Consider the following 15,462-nt stretch of genomic DNA (forward strand, 5'->3'; position numbering starts at 1 on the left):
GGGCGCCCACGTACGTCCAGTACTCGGGCGCCCCTCCGCCTTGCGATGCACGGCACCGGACACCGCGGGCCTGACCGGCGCCACTGTGACGACAGGACCTAGGCCGGCCGCGCCGCCGCTGCGGGGGCGCGGCCTCCGTGCCCCGCGCCCCAGGCGCCGGCGGGGGTGGATCGGGGCGCTGCCCCCCGGCCCCCGCGCCTCAGGCGCCGGCGGGGGTGGCGGGGAGGGGGGAGTGGAGGGGTTTGGCCATGCAGCGGCTGGAGTCGTAGAAGCGGTAGAAGCCGAACTTCGGCGACGGGGCGTAGCCCGAGGAGAGGTAGAGGGCTATCGCCTCCGGCTGCTGGTCGCCCGTTTCGAGGACCATCCGCAGGCGGCCCGCCGCACGCGCGTCCTCCTCCAGGGTCGCCAGGATGCGGCGGGCCAGGCCGAGGCCCCGGGCCTCCGGGACCACGTACATCCGCTTGAGCTCGGCGTCGCCGTCCGAGTAGCCCTCGTCGTTCTGCTCCTGGCTGCGCCAGCCGCCGGTCGCCACCGGGGCGCCCGTGGTGTCGTACGCCACGATGTACCGGCCCCGCGGCGGGACGAACATCGCCGGGTCCAGGTAGGTGGCGTCGCCCTCGCCCTGGTACCGCACCTGGTATTCGAGCTGGACCTGGTCGTTGAGCCTGACCGCGTCCGGGTGGTCGTACGGCACGGTGCGGAGGTCGATCCCATGAGACATCCGAACATCGTACGGAACCATCCCGCTATGGTGCTGGGATGCTCACTGTGACCTCCGTGAATGTGAATGGGATTCGGGCCGCCGCCAAGAAGGGCTTTGGGGCGTGGCTGGCGGGATCCGACGCCGATGTGGTCTGCCTGCAGGAGGTACGGGCCGAGGAGGGGCAGATCCCGGACGAGGTGCGCTCTCCCGAGGGCTGGCACACCGTCTTCGCCCCGGCCGCCGTGAAGGGGCGGGCCGGTGTCGCGCTGTACACGCGGCGCGCTCCCGAGCAGGTGCGGATCGGGTTCGGCAGTGACGAGTTCGACGCCTCCGGGCGGTACCTGGAGGTCGACCTGCCCGGCGTGACCGTGGCCAGCCTCTACCTGCCCTCCGGTGAGGCGGGCACCGAGAAGCAGGACGAGAAGTACCGCTTCATGGGCGAGTTCCTGACCTACCTCACCGGGCTGAAGGCGCGGGCCGCGGCCGACGGGCGCGAGGTCGTGGTCTGCGGCGACTGGAACATCTGTCACCAGGAGGCCGACCTGAAGAACTGGAAGACCAACCGCAAGAACGCCGGCTTCCTCCCCGAGGAGCGCGAGTGGCTGGGGAAGGTCTACGCGCAGGCCGGCTACGTCGACGTGGTGCGCGAGCTGCACCCCGACACCGAGGGGCCGTACTCCTGGTGGTCCTACCGCGGCCGTGCCTTCGACAACGACGCCGGATGGCGGATCGACCTGCAGGTGGCGACCCCGGGCCTGGCCGCCAAGGCCGTGAAGGCCTTCGTCGAGCGGGCCGAGACGCACCCCGAGCGCTGGTCCGACCACGCGCCCGTGACGGTCGTCTACGAGCTCGGCGTCTGACCCGGCGCGGAGTCCGCGCCGGTATGCGGCGCGGAGGCCGGCAGGCGGTCCATCGCCATCGTCAGCTCCGCCTCGACCACGTTCTTGGCCAGCGGGCGCAGCCGCGTGAGCGCGTCCGGTGAGATGTGCTCCGAGATCAGCTCGGTGAACAGCAGCGCCATCGCGTCCGCGTGCTCGCGGACGCGGCGCCCCGTCTCCAGGACCGCCGCCAGCGGTACGCCCTCGCGGACCAGCGCCGAGGAGACGTCCAGCAGGCGGCGGCTGACGTGCACGATCGCGTCGCCGTCGACGGCGAGGTACCCCAGGTCGAGGGAGGCCGCCAGGTTCTCGGGGGTCACCTCGCCCTCGAAGTAGTCGGCCAGCTCCTCCGGGGTGAGCCGGACCGGGGTCTCCTCCGACCCGCCGATGCCGAGCAGTTCGCCCAGCTGGCCGACGTCGCGGCCCTTCTCGAAGGCGGCGGTCAGCTCGGCGATGCCGCCGAGGGTGTGGCCCCGCTCCAGCAGCCCGGCGATGGTGCGCAGCCGCGCCAGGTGGTGGTCGTCGTACCAGGCGATGCGGCCCTGGCGGCGGGGCGGCGGGAGCAGCTTGCGCTCACGGTAGAAGCGCAGGGTGCGCACCGGTATGCCGGCCGCTTCGGCCAGCTCCTCGGTGCGGTACTCGCGCACCGGCTTCTCCTGCGTCTCTTCCCGCGTCTCTTCCTTCGCCACGGATGAAGCCTATGCAGTACCGGCGGTAACTTTCCGGGTCCGCCCCCTACCCATGAGTACGGGGCTGCTCTACCCTCCCGATTGTGCCAGTAATTGCTGGCAGTGTTTCGATGGTGTGGTGCGTTGCGGCGTTGCGTGGCTGGAACTGCGGAACTGCGGAAGAGCGGAAGGCGGCGGGCATGGGCGGCATGGGCGGGCACGAGGTGCGCGAGCACGTACGCGTGGCGGTGATCGGGTCCGGATTCGGCGGACTCGGAGCGGCCGTGCGGCTGCGGCGCGAGGGGATCACTGACTTCGTCGTCCTGGAACGGGCGGGCTCGGTCGGGGGAACCTGGCGGGACAACAGCTATCCGGGGTGCGCCTGCGACGTCCCGTCGCACCTGTACTCCTTCTCCTTCGCGCCGAATCCGGACTGGCCGAGGACCTTCTCCGGGCAGCCGGCCATCCGGGCGTACCTGGAGCACGTCGCGGACACCTTCGGGCTGCGACGGCACATCCGGCTCGACTCCGAGGTCCTGATGATGCGCTGGGACGCGGACGAGCTGCGCTGGGAGATCGAGACCGCGCGGGGCGGGCTGACCGCAGACGTGGTGGTCTCCGCGACCGGTCCGCTGTCCGAGCCGAAGCTCCCGGAGGTCCCCGGGCTGGCGGACTTCCCCGGCAAGGTCTTCCACTCCGCCCGCTGGGACCACGACTACGACCTCACCGGCAAGCGCGTCGCGATGATCGGTACGGGAGCCTCCGCGATCCAGATCGTGCCGGCCATCGCCCCCGAAGTGGAGCGGCTGACGCTCTTCCAGCGGACCCCGCCGTGGGTGATGCCGCGCACCGACCGGGCGATCTCCGCCGTGGAGCGCTGGCTGCACCGGCAGTTGCCGTTCACCCGTGCCGCGCGCCGGGGGCTGCTGTGGGGCATCCGGGAACTCCAGGTCAGCGCCTTCACCAAGAGGCCGAACCAGCTCGGACTCGTCGAAGCGCTCGCCAGGGCGAACATGGCCCGGTCGATCAAGGACCCGGCCCTGCGCGCCAAGCTGACGCCCTCCTACCGGATCGGCTGCAAGCGGATCCTGCTCTCCAGCGAGTACTACCCGGCGCTGGCCCGGCCCGATGTGGACCTCGTCGCTTCCGGGCTGAAGGAGATCCGCGGCTCGGTCCTGGTCGCGGCCGACGGGACCGAGACCGAGGTGGACGCGATCATCTTCGGCACGGGCTTCCACGTCACGGACATGCCCATCGCCGACCGGGTGGTGGGCGCGGAGGGCAGGACCCTGGCCGACCAGTGGAAGGACGGGATGCAGTCGCTGCGCGGGGCGACGGCGGCCGGCTTCCCCAACTGGATGACGATCATCGGGCCGAACACCGGGCTGGGGAACAGCTCGATGATCCTCATGATCGAGTCCCAGTTGAACTACATGGCCGACTACCTGCGCCAGCTGGGCATGCTGGGCGGCAAGGTGGCGCTCGCCGCCCGTCCCTCCGCCGTGAACCGGTGGAACCGGCAGGTCCAGGCCCGGATGGAGCGGACCGTGTGGAACACCGGCGGCTGCACCAGCTGGTACCTGGACGCGAACGGGCGCAACACCACCGTCTGGCCCGGCACCACCGGTGAGTTCCGCCGCGAGACGCGCAGCGTCGACCTGGGGGAGTACGAGGTCGTACGGGCCGGGACGAAGGTGCCGGCGGTCGTCGTGGCCGCGGCGATCGCGGCCGCCGAGGGCGCGGCGTGAGCCGGCCGGCGCACGTCACCTCAGGCCCCTACGCCCCGCCCGTCGCACGGCGCGAACTCGTCGCCGTCTCCGCCGACGGCGCCCGCCTGCACGTCGAGGTGCACGGGGACGAGGGGGCGCCGGCGGTGGTGCTGTCCCACGGCTGGACCTGCTCCACCGCCTTCTGGGCCGCGCAGATACGGGCCCTGGCCGCCACCCACCGGGTCATCGCCTACGACCAGCGCGGACACGGGCGCAGCCCGGCCGCGCGGGAGCACAGCACCACCGCCCTCGCCGACGACCTCGTGGCCGTGCTCGGCGCGACCCTCGCCCCCGGCGAGCGCGCTGTCGTCGCCGGACACTCCATGGGCGGCATGACCATCATGGCGGCCGCCGCCCGGCCGGAGTTCACCGAGCACGCCGCGGCCGCGCTGCTGTGCAGCACCGGCAGTTCCGCCCTGGTCGCGCAGGCCCGGGTGCTGCCGGTGCCCGCCGGGCGCGTACGGACCCGTGTCACCGGCGCCCTCCTCGGGTCGCGCGCCCCCCTCGGGCCGGTCACGCCCGTCGCCCGAGCGGTCCTGAAGTACGCCACCATGGGCCCCGGCAGCGCACCCGACCGGGTCGAGGCGTGCGCCGCGATCGTCCACGCCTGCCCCGCCGGGGTGCGCCGCGCCTGGTCGCGGGTGCTGGCCGGGCTGGACCTCGACGCCGACGTGGCGCGGCTGACCGTCCCCACCGCCGTGATCGGCGGCACCGCGGACCGGCTCACGCCCCTCGTGCACGCCCGCGCGATCGCCGCGGCGCTGCCGCACTGTGTCGGCCTCACCGCGCTCACCGGCATCGGGCACATGACCCCGGTCGAGGCTCCCGAGGCCGTCACCCGCGTCCTGTCCGAGTTGACCGCCCGCCATCTCCACACCACCGAGAAGGAGAAGACACCGTGAGTGCTCGCAGGAGTCTGGAAGGCCAGGTCGCCGTGGTCACGGGGGCCGCCCGCGGGGTCGGTGAGCTGCTCGCCCGCAAGCTGTCCGCGCGCGGTGCGCGGATCGCGCTCGTCGGTCTGGAGCCGGAGGCCCTAAAGGAGGTCTCCGAGCGCCTGCACACCGACAGCGAGCACTGGCACGCCGACGTCACCGACCACGAGGCGATGGCGCGCGTGGCGCAGGAGGTCAAGGAGCGGTTCGGGAAGGTGGACGTCGTCGTCGCCAACGCGGGCGTCGCCGCGGGCGGGCCGTTCGCGGACTCCGACCCCGACGCCTGGCGCCGGGTGATCGAGGTCAACCTGATCGGCGGGGCCGTCACCGCCCGCGCCTTCCTGCCCGTGCTGACCGAGAGCCGCGGCTACTTCCTCCAGATCGCCTCGCTCGCCGCCATCACCCCGGCGCCCATGATGACCGCGTACTGCGCCTCCAAGTCGGGCGTCGAGGCCTTCGCCCACTGCCTGCGCGCCGAAGTCGGGTACAAGGGCGTGGGCGTCGGCGTCGGCTACCTCTCGTGGACCGACACGGACATGGTGCGCGGCGCCGACCGGGACGAGGTCATGCGGGAGCTGCGCCAACGGCTGCCGTGGCCGTCGAACCGCACCTACCCGCTGGGACCCGCCGTCGACCGGATCGTCGCGGGCATCGAGCGGCGCTCTCCGCACGTGTACGCGCAGTGGTGGCTGCGCGGGATGCAGGGGGTGCGCGGTTACCTGCCCGGGATCATCGCGACGGTCGGGCAGCGCGAGATGAAGCGCTTCGAGCCCCGGCTGTCCGGTGTCTCGAAGGGCCTCGTCGGGGCGGGTGGCGCCGCCGACGAGCAGGAGCGCACCCGCACCCGCAGCCACTGACCGGCCGGGCCACCCGGCACCCGGACGGGGCGCGACCGTCAACGGCGGTCGCGCCCCGTCCGTCGCGTCCGGCGCTCACTCCCGCGGCGGCAGCTTCGGACGACGCCGGTCCGGTACGTCGGTGTAGCCGGGCGGCATCGCGGCCGGGTCCTGTTCGAGCAGCTCCAGCGCCAGGTGCACGGCGTCGTCCATCTGGGCGTGCCGCCCCTCCGCCCAGTCGAGCGGGGTGCGCAGGATCTCGAAGTCCGGTTCCACGCCGTGGTTCTCCACCGACCACCCGTACTCGGGGAACCAGGCGGCGTTCATCGGCACCGTGATGACCGTGCCGTCGCCGAGGGTGTGCCGGCCCGTCATGCCGACCACCCCGCCCCAGGTGCGCTGGCCCACCACCGGGCCCAGGCCCAGCAGTTTGAAGGCCGCGGTGATCATGTCGCCGTCCGAGGAGGTCGCCTCGTCGGCCAGTGCCACGATCGGGCCGCGGGGCGCGTTGGAGGCGTAACTGACGGGCTGGGCGTCGCGCGTGAGGTCCCAGCCGAGGATGGAGCGGGTCAGTTTCTCCACCACCAGCTCGCTGATGTGGCCGCCCGCGTTGCCGCGCACGTCCACGATCAGTGCCGGACGGGACATCTCCATGCGCAGGTCGCGGTTGAACTGGGCCCAGCCCGAGCCGCCCATGTCGGGGATGTGCAGGTAGCCGCACCGGCCGCCGCTGAGCTCCCGGACCACCTGGCGGCGCTTGGACACCCAGTCCTGGTAACGCAGCGGGCGCTCGTCGATCAGGGGGACGACGGCGACCCGGCGGGGGCGGTCAGAGCCCTCCGCCGGCAGGAAGGTCAGCTCGACCGTGGTGCCGCCGGCCGCCGCCAGCAGCGGGTACGGGCCGGCGACCGGGTCGACGGGACGGCCGTCCACGTGGGTGAGCACCGCCCCCTCCCGGATGCCCGTTCCGGCCAGCGGGGAGCGGGCCTTGGAGTCGGAGGACTCGCCCGGCAGGATCTTGGACACCACCCAGGTCCCGTCCCGGGGGACCAGGTTGGCGCCGAGCAGGCCGATGGCCCGCTGGTAGTGCGGGGGGCCTTCGTTGCGGCGGGCCGGGGAGACGTAGGCGTGCGAGGTGCCCAGCTCGCCGAGGACCTCGCGCAGCAGGTCGGCGAACTCGTCCGGTGACGCGACCCGTTCGACGAGGGGACGGTACTGGCGCAGGACGCCGTCCCAGTCGATGCCGCACATGTTCGGGTCCCAGAAGTACGCGCGGATGATCCGCCCGGCCTCCTCGAAGGCCTGGCGCCACTCGGCCGCCGGGTCCACCTCGTGCAGGATGCGCCTCAGGTCCAGGTACACCGTCGAATCGCCGTCGCCCGACTCGGTGGCGGGGACCGCGCGCAGGTCGCCGTCGTCGTTGATGACGAGCCGGGTGCCGTCACCGCTGACCGCGAACCAGTCCAGTCCCGAGGCCAGTTCGCTCTTGCGGGCCTTGGTCAGGTCGAAGTGCTCCAGCGTCGGCTTGCCGCTGATGTCGTTGGGGTTGGCGAAGGTCTCGCCGAGCGCGCCCGAGATCGGCCACCGCAGCCAGACCAGTCCGCCGCCGTTCACCGGGTACAGGGCCGAGTACTTGGAGGCGCTCACGGGGAACGGGGTGACCCGGCTCTCCAGGCCCTCCACCTCGACGGTCACGGCGCCGCCCTCGCCCGAGCCCTCCGATTCCCCGTCGCCCGGGTCCAGTCCGCCCGCCGCGGGCCGCCCCTCGGCCGACAGCGCGAAGGGCGAGGGGGTGGCGGAGGAGAGCGGGACCAAATACGGGCGGCAGCCCAGGGGGAAGGACAGGTCGCCGGTGTGCACGTCGTAGACCGGGTCGAAACCGCGCCAGGACAGGAAGGCCAGATAGCGTCCGTCCCGGGTGAAGACCGGGTTCTCGTCGGCGAAGCGGCCGTTGGTGACGTCCACGACGGCGCGCCCGCCGGGCCCGGAGATGCGGGCCATCTTGATCTGCCGCAGCGAGCGCCCGATGCCCGGGTGCGACCAGGTCAGCCAGGCCCCGTCGGGGGAGAACGCCAGGTCGGTGACGGGGCCGTTGATGGACCGGATCAGCTCGGTGACCTCGCCGTCGGAGTCCTCCGTCGCGTCGACGAGCAGCAGCCGGCCGTCGTTCGAGGCGACGGCGAGGCGCTCCCCGTCCGGGTCCGAGAGCAGCTCGGTCACGCGGCCCAGCCCGCCGGACGCCAGGCGGCGCGGCTCCCGGTCCCCGGAGGCCCGCGGCAGGTAGGCGATCTCGATCGCGTCCTCGCCCTCGGCGTCGGTGACGTAGGCGACCTGCCCGCCGCTGCCGAGCATCTCCGGCAGCCGTACGCGCACGCCGGGGGTGTCGGCGATGGTCCGGGCCGGCCCGTCGCGGTGGGTCAGCCAGTACAGGCTGCCGCGCACCACGACGGCGCTGGCCCGCCCGGTGGCGTCCACGGAGAGCGAGTCGACGTGGCTGGCGGCCGGCACCTGGTAGGTGCGCAGGCCGGCGCGCGGTCCGCCGAGGCGGACCTGGAGCTTGCGCGGTCCGGCGTCGGGGGCGAGGGAGTCGACGAGCCAGAGGTCTCCGGCGCACTGGTAGACGACGCGCGAGCCGTCGCTGGAGGCGTGCCGGGCGTAGAACTCGTCGTGGTCGGTGTGGCGGCGCAGGCCGGTGCCGTCGGGCAGGCAGGAGTAGAGGTTGCCGATGCCCTCGTGGTCGGAGAGGAAGGCGATCCGGCCGCCCACGAACATCGGCGCGTCCAGGTGCCCTTCGAGGTCCTCCAGGAGCTGGCGCCCGTGGAGCCAGAGCCGGCCCATGGCGCCGCCCCGGTAGCGCTTCCAGGCGGCCGGTTCGTGCGGCGGTTTGCCGGTGAGCAGCAGGCTCTTGTGCTCGCCGTCGACGTCGGCGACCTGGATGTCGGACACCGGCCCCCAGGGCAGGCGCCCGCCGGGGCTGCCGTCGGTGGGCAGCTTGTAGGCCCAGGAGAAGTAGGAGAAGGGCTGTTCGTGCGAGGAGACCGCCAGGACGTTGCCGTCGGGGTCCCATCCGCACACGCGGGTGTCGGTGGCGCCCCAGTGCGTCAGCCGGCGGGCGGGGCCGCCGTCGACGGGCGCGAGGTGGATCTCGGGATCGAGGCTGCGCCACGTGGTGAAGGCGATGTGGCGGCCGTCGGGGGAGAAGCGGGGATGGCCCACCCGGGTGCGGTCGACGGTGACCCGCCAGGCCCGTCCGGGGGTGTGGCCGTCGGGGACCAGCGGGGCGACCCAGAGGTCGTCCTCGGTGGCGAAACACAGGAGGTCGTCGTGCAGGTGCGGGAACCGGAGGTACGCGACGTCGTGACTCACCCCCCAATGCTTTCCGTGTGAGGGGGGTGCGGCAACTCGTACTGGTGATCTGGTGATCCACGCCACCCCCTCCAGCGAAACGGAACGGTTTCGTTTCGCTTGGGGGAGGGGTATCGTCTTAAGCGTACGGAACAGTTTCGTTCGGATGGAGGTACGGGATGACCGAGGCGATGGCGGCCCGGCGCAGCCGCATCACGCCCGAACGGCAGGCCGAACTGCACGAGGCGGTCCTGGACCTCCTGCGTGACGTCGGCTACGAGGCGCTGACCATGGATGCGGTCGCCGCCCGTACGAAGTCCAGCAAGGCGACCCTCTACCGCCAGTGGGGGAGCAAGCCGGAGCTGGTCGCCAAGGCCCTGCGATGTACGCAGCCCGTCTCGCTGCGCGAAATCGACACCGGCAGTCTGCGCGGGGACTTCGCGCGCATGGTGGAGCACTCGGACGACGCGCAGATGGCCAAGGACACCGCGCTGATGCGGGGCCTGGCCCACGCCGTCCACGAGAGCCCGGAGCTCCACAAGGCGCTGCGGGACCTGCTGGTCGACCCGGAGATCACCGGGCTGCAGGTGATGCTGCAGCGCGCGGTGGACCGGGGCGAGATCGCTCCGGGGTGCCCGGCCCTGGAATTCGTACCGCACATGCTCATCGGGGCGTTCATCGCGCTCCCGCTGATCGAGGACCGGCCGGTGGACCGGGCGTTCCTCGGTGACTTCATCGACGCCGTGGTCTTCCCCGCCCTCGGCGTCTGAGCCTCCCCGTCCCCAGTCCCCGGCACGCCGTGCCGGCTTGCTGCTCCTGACACGCCGCTCTCGTCGTCGGGCCGGCTCCCCACGCCCTGATTCCTCGCGGATCCATCCCACGACCTGAACGGGAGAACCACCGACGTGGCCACCTTCCTCTACCGACTCGGCCGGGGCGCCTTCAGGCGCCGCGGGCTCGTCGCCCTCCTCTGGGTGGCGCTGCTGTTCGCCGCCGGATTCGGCGCGGCCTCGGCCGCCGCCCCGACCTCCGGGTCGTTCTCCATACCCGGCACGGAGGCCCAGAAGGCCTTCGACCTGCTGGACGAGAAGTTCCCGGGCATGGCCGCCGACGGCGCCACCGCGCGCATCGTCGTCAAGGCACCCCAGGGTGCGAAGGTCACCGACCCCGGCCCCAAGGCCGAGGTCGAGAAGATCGTCAACACGCTGAAGACCGGTCCGGGCGCGGAGCAGATCTCCTCCGTGGCCAACCCCTACGAGGTGCAGGCGGTCAGCCAGGACGGCTCCACCACCTACATCAGCGCCAAGTACACCGTCAGCGGCATGGAGCTGAAGGACGCCACCCGCGACGCGCTCAAGGAGTCCGGCGACGGCGCCAAGGCCGCGGGCCTGAACGTGCAGATCGGCGGTGACGCGCTGATGGTGGCCCCCGAGACCGGGTCCGGCGAGATCATCGGCATCCTCGTCGCCGCCATCGTCCTGGTGATCACCTTCGGCTCGCTGGTCGCGGCCGGCCTGCCGCTGCTGACGGCGATCATCGGCGTGGGCATCGGCGTCTCCTCCATCACCGCACTCGCCAACGTGCTGGACCTCGGCAACACCACCGCCACCCTCGCGACGATGATCGGCCTCGCGGTCGGCATCGACTACGCCCTCTTCATCGTCTCCCGCTACCGCGCGGAGCTCGCCGAGGGCCGTGAGCGCGACGAGGCCGCCGGCCGGGCCGCCGGTACCGCTGGTTCCGCCGTGGTCTTCGCCGGTCTGACCGTGGTCATCGCCCTCGTGGGCCTGGCCGTCGTGAACATCCCGATGCTGACCAAGATGGGCTTCGCGGCCGCGGGCACCGTGGTCATCGCCGTGCTCGTCGCGCTCACGCTGGTCCCGGCCATCCTCGGCTTCGCCGGCAGGAAGGTTCTGCCCGCGGGCGAGAAGAGCCGGCTGTTCGGCAAGGGCAAGCCCGCCGGCGCCGAGAAGAAGGCCAACGGCGGCACCCGCTGGGCCCGCTTCGTCCTGCGCCGTCCCGTCATGGTGCTGCTGGCCGGTGTGATCGGCCTCGGCGTCATCGCCGTCCCGGCGAGCAAGCTGGAGATGGGTCTGCCGGACGACGGCGCCCAGCCGGTCTCCACCACGCAGCGCCAGGCGTACGACCTGCTGTCCGAGGGCTTCGGCCCGGGCTTCAACGGCCCGCTGATGGTGGTCGTCGACGGGAACAAGGCCCTCGCGGACTCCACCGTCGACCGGATCAAGGGGCTGGAGGGCGTGGCCGCGGTCATGCCGGCGACCCCCAACGAGGCCGGCGACGCCTCAGTGATCACCGTCGTCCCGAAGGACCGTCCCTCCTCCACGCACACCGAGGAACTGGTCCACGAGATCCGCGACGGCAGCGGTGACGACGTCCTCGTCACCGGCGCCACCGCGATGAACATCGACTTCTCGCAGAAGATGAACGATGCGCTGCTGCCCTACCTGGCACTGGTCGTCGGCCTCGCCTTCCTGCTGCTGATGCTCGTCTTCCGCTCGGTCCTGGTCCCGCTCAAGGCGGCCCTCGGCTTCCTGCTCTCGGTGGTCGCGGCCCTGGGCGCGGTCGTCGCGGTCTTCCAGTGGGGCTGGCTCGGCTCCGTCTTCGGGGTGGAGCAGACCGGTCCGATCATGTCGATGATGCCGATCTTCATGGTCGGCGTGGTCTTCGGTCTGGCCATGGACTACGAGGTCTTCCTCGTCACCCGCATGCGTGAGGCGTACGTCCACGGCGAGCGGCCGGGCCAGGCGGTCGTGACCGGCTTCCAGTACAGCGCGCGGGTCGTCGTGGCCGCCGCCGTCATCATGATCGCGGTGTTCGCGGGCTTCATCGGAGCCAGCGAGCAGATGGTCAAGATGATCGGCTTCGGTCTGGCCGTCGCCGTCTTCTTCGACGCCTTCGTGGTGCGCATGGCCATCGTCCCGGCGGTGCTCGCGCTGCTCGGCCACAAGGCCTGGTGGCTGCCCAAGTGGCTGGACCGGCTGCTGCCGAACGTGGACGTGGAGGGCGAGAGCCTGCGCAAGCACCTCGCCGGCGAGTCCGCGCACGGCGAGGGCCCGGACAAGGACCGCGAGCTGGTCAACGCCTGACCTCCGCGTCAGGACGGCCCGGCCCCGTACCCCCGATCGACCGGGGGTACGGGGCCGGGCCCGTTGCGCCTATCGGGTGGGGGCGGCCGCGGCGTAGGTACGCCGCAGGAAACGGCGCAGCGCGGCGATGTCGAACTGCACGACCGCCACCCCCTCGGGGGAGTGGAACTCCACGACCGCCTGGACGCGACCGCAGGGCCACACGCGCACGTCACCGGTCCCCGTGGGAGCCTGGAGCCCCGCTTCGAGCAGGGCCCGGGGGAAGACCCATTCGTTGTCGGTGCCCTCGGGGGAGAGGTCGGCGGGGAAGACGATCCGGACGGCCAGCGGCTCGGCCGGGGTGAAACGCAGGGCAACGGGGATCGCCCGGTAGAGGGGGTCGTCCGTGATCACACGGGCGCGGACCCGCTCTTCGACGGGGGCCGCGGTCGCGGTCGCTGGGAGGTTCTCGGCGGGGGCTGACATCGACCAGACTCCTCGAATCGGAACATATCCGTCCGTTTGCCCTCCAGCCTCGCACATTCCGACGAAAACGCGCGACGCTATTTGTGACGGACCCGCTCTTGCCAACGGTTTGCAACTGGGCACTATTCTTGAACGGTTAAAGACCGTAAAGAAGCGGAGCCCACTCCATGCATGTGCCCGACGGATTCATCAACGCACCCGTGTCGGTGGCCGCCGGAGTGGCGGCGGCCGCGGCGGTGGCCGTCAGCCTCCGTGGCGCCCGCCGTGAACTCGACGAGCGGACCGCGCCGCTCGCCGGACTCGTCGCCGCCTTCATCTTCGCCGTGCAGATGCTGAACTTCCCCGTGGCCGCCGGTACCAGCGGCCACCTCCTGGGCGGTGCGCTCGCGGCGATACTCGTCGGCCCCTACACCGGCGTGCTCTGCGTGTCCGTCGTCCTGCTCATGCAGGGCATCCTCTTCGCCGACGGCGGCCTCACCGCCCTCGGCGTCAACATCACCGTCATGGGCGTCGTCACCGTCGTCACGGCCCACCTGGTCTTCCGCGGTCTGCTCCGCGTCCTGCCGCCCACCCGTCGCTCCGTGACCGTGGCCGGCTTCGTGGCGGCCCTGCTCTCGGTGCCCGCCGCGGCCGCGGCCTTCACCGCCGTCTACGCCGTCGGCGGCACGACGGACGTGCCCCTCGGCAAGGTGCTGACCGCCATGGTCGGCGTCCACGTCCTCATCGGCATCGGCGAGGCCCTCATCACCGCCGCGACCGTGGGCGCCGTGATCGCCGTACGGCCCGACCTGGTGCACGGGGCCCGCGGGCTGACCGCGCCGCTGAAGCTGCGCGTCGACGGCGCGCTCGTCGACGCGCCGCCGGCCGCCGCCACCGCACCCGCCCCCACCGGTGCCGGGTCGACGAAGAAGGTGTGGGTGACCGGCCTGGTCACCGCCCTCGTCCTCGCCGGGTTCGTCTCCTTCTACGCCTCCGCCAACCCCGACGGCCTGGAGAAGGTCGCCGCCGACAAGGGCATCGACGAGAAGGTCGAGGAGCACGCCGCCGCCGGCTCGCCGCTCGCCGACTACGGCGTCAAGGACGTCGACGACGCCCGCCTGTCCGGCGGACTCGCCGGCGTCATCGGCGTCGGCGTCACCGTCGTCGCCGGCACCGGGATCTTCTGGGCCGTGCGCCGCCGCCGCACGGAGGACGTGACCGCCACCGCCACCTCCACCCCGGTCGCCTGACATGGGTGCCGGCCACGCCCACAGGCTCTACCGCCCGGGCCACTCGCCGGTCCACACCCTGCCCCCGCACTGCAAGCTCGCCGCGACCTTCGGCTTCGTCCTCGTCGTCGTGTCCACACCGCGGGAGGCGGTGTGGGCCTTCGGCCTGTACGCCCTCCTGCTCGCCGGGGTCGCGGCCGTGGCCCGGATCCCGGCGGGCCTGCTGCTGCGCAGGCTGCTGATCGAGATCCCCTTCGTCGCCTTCGCCGTGCTCATGCCCTTCGTCGCCGAGGGCGAGCGGGTCGAGGTGCTCGGCATGTCCCTGAGCGTCTCCGGCCTGTGGGGCGCCTGGAACGTCCTCGCCAAGGGAACCCTCGGCGTCGCCGCGTCCGTCCTGCTCGCCTCCACCACCGAACTGCGCGCCCTGCTGCTGGGCCTGCAGCGGCTCAAGCTGCCGCCCCTGCTCGTGCAGATCGCCTCCTTCATGATCCGCTACGGCGACGTGATCGGCGACGAGCTGCGCCGGATGTCCGTCGCCCGCCGCTCGCGCGGCTTCGAGGCCAGCGGGATCCGGCACTGGGGGGTGCTGGCGAAGACCGCCGGCGCGCTGTTCATCCGCTCCTACGAACGCGGCGAGCGGGTCTACCTGGCGATGGTCAGCCGCGGCTACACCGGCTCCATGCCGGTGATCGACGAGGTGGTGGCCACCCGCGGCCAGTGGGCGTACGCGGCCGTGCTCCCGGTGACGGCCCTCGCCGTCTGTCTGATGGGATGGACCCTGTGACCGCTACCCCCGCCCCCGCCCCCTCGCTCGAAGTCGCCGGGCTCGCCTACGCCTATCCGGACGGCCACCAGGCCCTCTACGGCGTGGACCTCACGGTCGGGCGCGGCGAACGCGTCGCCCTCCTCGGCCCGAACGGCGCCGGCAAGACCACCCTCGTGCTCCACCTCAACGGCATCCTCACCGGCGGGGTCGGCACCGTGGCCGTGGCCGGGCTGCCGGTCGAGAAGCGGAACCTGGCCGAGATCCGGCGCCGGGTGGGGATCGTCTTCCAGGACCCCGACGACCAGCTCTTCATGCCGACCGTCCGGGAGGACGTCGCCTTCGGCCCGGCCGCGGCCGGCCTGCGGGGCGCCGAGCTGGAGGAGCGGGTCGGGGCCGCCCTGGACCAGGTCGGCATGGCCGGGTTCGCCGACCGGCCGCCGCACCACCTGTCCTTCGGGCAGCGCCGCCGGGTGGCCGTGGCGACCGTACTGGCCATGCGGCCGGAGATCCTGGTCCTCGACGAGCCGTCGTCCAACCTGGACCCCGCCTCGCGCCGCGAGCTCGCCGACATCCTGCGCTCGCTCGACGTCACCGTGCTGATGGTGACCCACGACCTGCCGTACGCGCTGGAGCTGTGCCCGCGCTCGGTGATCCTCAGCGAGGGGGTCATCGCCGCCGACGGACGCACCCAGGACCTGCTGTGCGACGACGGGCTGATGCGGGCCCACCGGCTGGAGCTGCCCTTCGGCTTCGACCCCCGTTCGGTATCGGTGGCATAAGCACCG

13 protein-coding genes are annotated in these 15,462 nt (G+C 72.4%); 9 read left to right on the forward strand and 4 right to left on the reverse strand.

Going from position 1 to position 15,462, the window contains the following annotated elements:
• Positions 1-199 precede the first annotated feature (199 nt).
• The gene (locus tag AC2RP6_RS23625) at positions 200-721 is read right to left on the reverse strand and encodes a GNAT family N-acetyltransferase (RefSeq protein ID WP_486448002.1); all 522 of its coding nucleotides are present in this window, start codon (positions 719-721) and stop codon (positions 200-202) included.
• Positions 722-759: 38 nt separating this feature from the next.
• Here AC2RP6_RS23625 and AC2RP6_RS23630 point away from each other — a divergent pair, with 38 nt between their 5' ends.
• The gene (locus AC2RP6_RS23630; protein ID WP_486448003.1) at positions 760-1,563 is read left to right on the forward strand and encodes an exodeoxyribonuclease III; all 804 of its coding nucleotides are present in this window, start codon (positions 760-762) and stop codon (positions 1,561-1,563) included.
• Here AC2RP6_RS23630 and AC2RP6_RS23635 read toward each other — a convergent pair.
• Positions 1,545-2,270, reverse strand: a complete 726-nt coding sequence (locus tag AC2RP6_RS23635; protein WP_486448004.1) for a MerR family transcriptional regulator — start codon at positions 2,268-2,270, stop codon at positions 1,545-1,547. The genes AC2RP6_RS23630 and AC2RP6_RS23635 overlap by 19 nt on opposite strands.
• A 188-nt stretch (positions 2,271-2,458) precedes the next feature.
• Between AC2RP6_RS23635 and AC2RP6_RS23640 the strand changes: the two genes are divergently transcribed.
• From AC2RP6_RS23640 to AC2RP6_RS23650, 3 genes are read left to right on the forward strand one after another with little or no spacing between them, the layout of a single operon-like run.
• Positions 2,459-3,997 (forward strand): flavin-containing monooxygenase, encoded by a 1,539-nt coding sequence (locus AC2RP6_RS23640; RefSeq protein WP_486450421.1) that lies wholly within the window; start codon positions 2,459-2,461, stop codon positions 3,995-3,997.
• Entirely contained in the window at positions 3,994-4,920 is a 927-nt protein-coding gene (locus tag AC2RP6_RS23645) for an alpha/beta fold hydrolase (RefSeq protein WP_486448005.1), read from the forward strand. Before AC2RP6_RS23640 ends, AC2RP6_RS23645 begins: the two co-directional genes overlap by 4 nt.
• Complete coding sequence (locus AC2RP6_RS23650) at positions 4,917-5,807, forward strand: SDR family oxidoreductase (RefSeq protein WP_486448006.1); 891 nt, start codon at positions 4,917-4,919, stop codon at positions 5,805-5,807. Before AC2RP6_RS23645 ends, AC2RP6_RS23650 begins: the two co-directional genes overlap by 4 nt.
• A gap of 75 nt (positions 5,808-5,882) precedes the next feature.
• On the opposite strand, the gene AC2RP6_RS23655 is transcribed toward AC2RP6_RS23650, so the two are convergent.
• Entirely contained in the window at positions 5,883-9,152 is a 3,270-nt protein-coding gene (locus AC2RP6_RS23655; protein WP_486448007.1) for a S41 family peptidase, read from the reverse strand.
• Between the two features lie 158 nt (positions 9,153-9,310).
• Between AC2RP6_RS23655 and AC2RP6_RS23660 the strand changes: the two genes are divergently transcribed.
• Together AC2RP6_RS23660 and AC2RP6_RS23665 are read left to right on the forward strand one after the other, a co-directional pair.
• The gene (locus AC2RP6_RS23660; RefSeq protein WP_486448008.1) at positions 9,311-9,901 is read left to right on the forward strand and encodes a TetR/AcrR family transcriptional regulator; all 591 of its coding nucleotides are present in this window, start codon (positions 9,311-9,313) and stop codon (positions 9,899-9,901) included.
• A 135-nt stretch (positions 9,902-10,036) separates the two neighbouring features.
• Positions 10,037-12,238: an MMPL family transporter gene (locus AC2RP6_RS23665; protein ID WP_486448009.1), complete on the forward strand. Its 2,202-nt coding sequence runs from the start codon at positions 10,037-10,039 to the stop codon at positions 12,236-12,238.
• Between the two features lie 69 nt (positions 12,239-12,307).
• On the opposite strand, the gene AC2RP6_RS23670 is transcribed toward AC2RP6_RS23665, so the two are convergent.
• Entirely contained in the window at positions 12,308-12,703 is a 396-nt protein-coding gene (locus tag AC2RP6_RS23670) for an SsgA family sporulation/cell division regulator (protein WP_486448010.1), read from the reverse strand.
• A 167-nt stretch (positions 12,704-12,870) separates the two neighbouring features.
• Here AC2RP6_RS23670 and AC2RP6_RS23675 point away from each other — a divergent pair, with 167 nt between their 5' ends.
• Genes AC2RP6_RS23675 through AC2RP6_RS23685 form a run of 3 tightly spaced genes read left to right on the forward strand, consistent with a single transcriptional unit; the run spans position 12,871 to position 15,456 of the window.
• Positions 12,871-13,932: an energy-coupling factor ABC transporter permease gene (locus AC2RP6_RS23675; protein ID WP_486448011.1), complete on the forward strand. Its 1,062-nt coding sequence runs from the start codon at positions 12,871-12,873 to the stop codon at positions 13,930-13,932.
• Position 13,933: 1 nt separating this feature from the next.
• Positions 13,934-14,695, forward strand: coding sequence for a cobalt ECF transporter T component CbiQ (cbiQ, locus tag AC2RP6_RS23680; protein ID WP_486448012.1), 762 nt, complete (start codon positions 13,934-13,936; stop codon positions 14,693-14,695).
• On the forward strand, positions 14,683-15,456 hold the full coding sequence (locus tag AC2RP6_RS23685; protein ID WP_486448013.1) for an energy-coupling factor ABC transporter ATP-binding protein: 774 nt from the start codon (positions 14,683-14,685) through the stop codon (positions 15,454-15,456). The genes cbiQ and AC2RP6_RS23685 overlap by 13 nt, the downstream gene beginning before the upstream one ends.
• Positions 15,457-15,462: the final 6 nt, after the last annotated feature.

The organism is Streptomyces sp. WAC03905, assembly GCF_057371075.1.

Bases quoted from the DNA above. Each gene is read 5' to 3' on its own strand.
- AC2RP6_RS23660 (WP_486448008.1), top strand. From the start codon at position 9,311: ATGACCGAGGCGATGGCGGCCCGGCGCAGCCGCATCACGCCCGAACGG.
- cbiQ (WP_486448012.1), top strand. From the start codon at position 13,934: ATGGGTGCCGGCCACGCCCACAGGCTCTACCGCCCGGGCCACTCGCCG.
- AC2RP6_RS23670 (WP_486448010.1), bottom strand. From the start codon at position 12,703: ATGTCAGCCCCCGCCGAGAACCTCCCAGCGACCGCGACCGCGGCCCCC.
- AC2RP6_RS23625 (WP_486448002.1), bottom strand. From the start codon at position 721: ATGTCTCATGGGATCGACCTCCGCACCGTGCCGTACGACCACCCGGAC.
- AC2RP6_RS23685 (WP_486448013.1), top strand. From the start codon at position 14,683: ATGGACCCTGTGACCGCTACCCCCGCCCCCGCCCCCTCGCTCGAAGTC.
- AC2RP6_RS23675 (WP_486448011.1), top strand. From the start codon at position 12,871: ATGCATGTGCCCGACGGATTCATCAACGCACCCGTGTCGGTGGCCGCC.
- AC2RP6_RS23630 (WP_486448003.1), top strand. From the start codon at position 760: ATGCTCACTGTGACCTCCGTGAATGTGAATGGGATTCGGGCCGCCGCC.
- AC2RP6_RS23640 (WP_486450421.1), top strand. From the start codon at position 2,459: ATGGGCGGGCACGAGGTGCGCGAGCACGTACGCGTGGCGGTGATCGGG.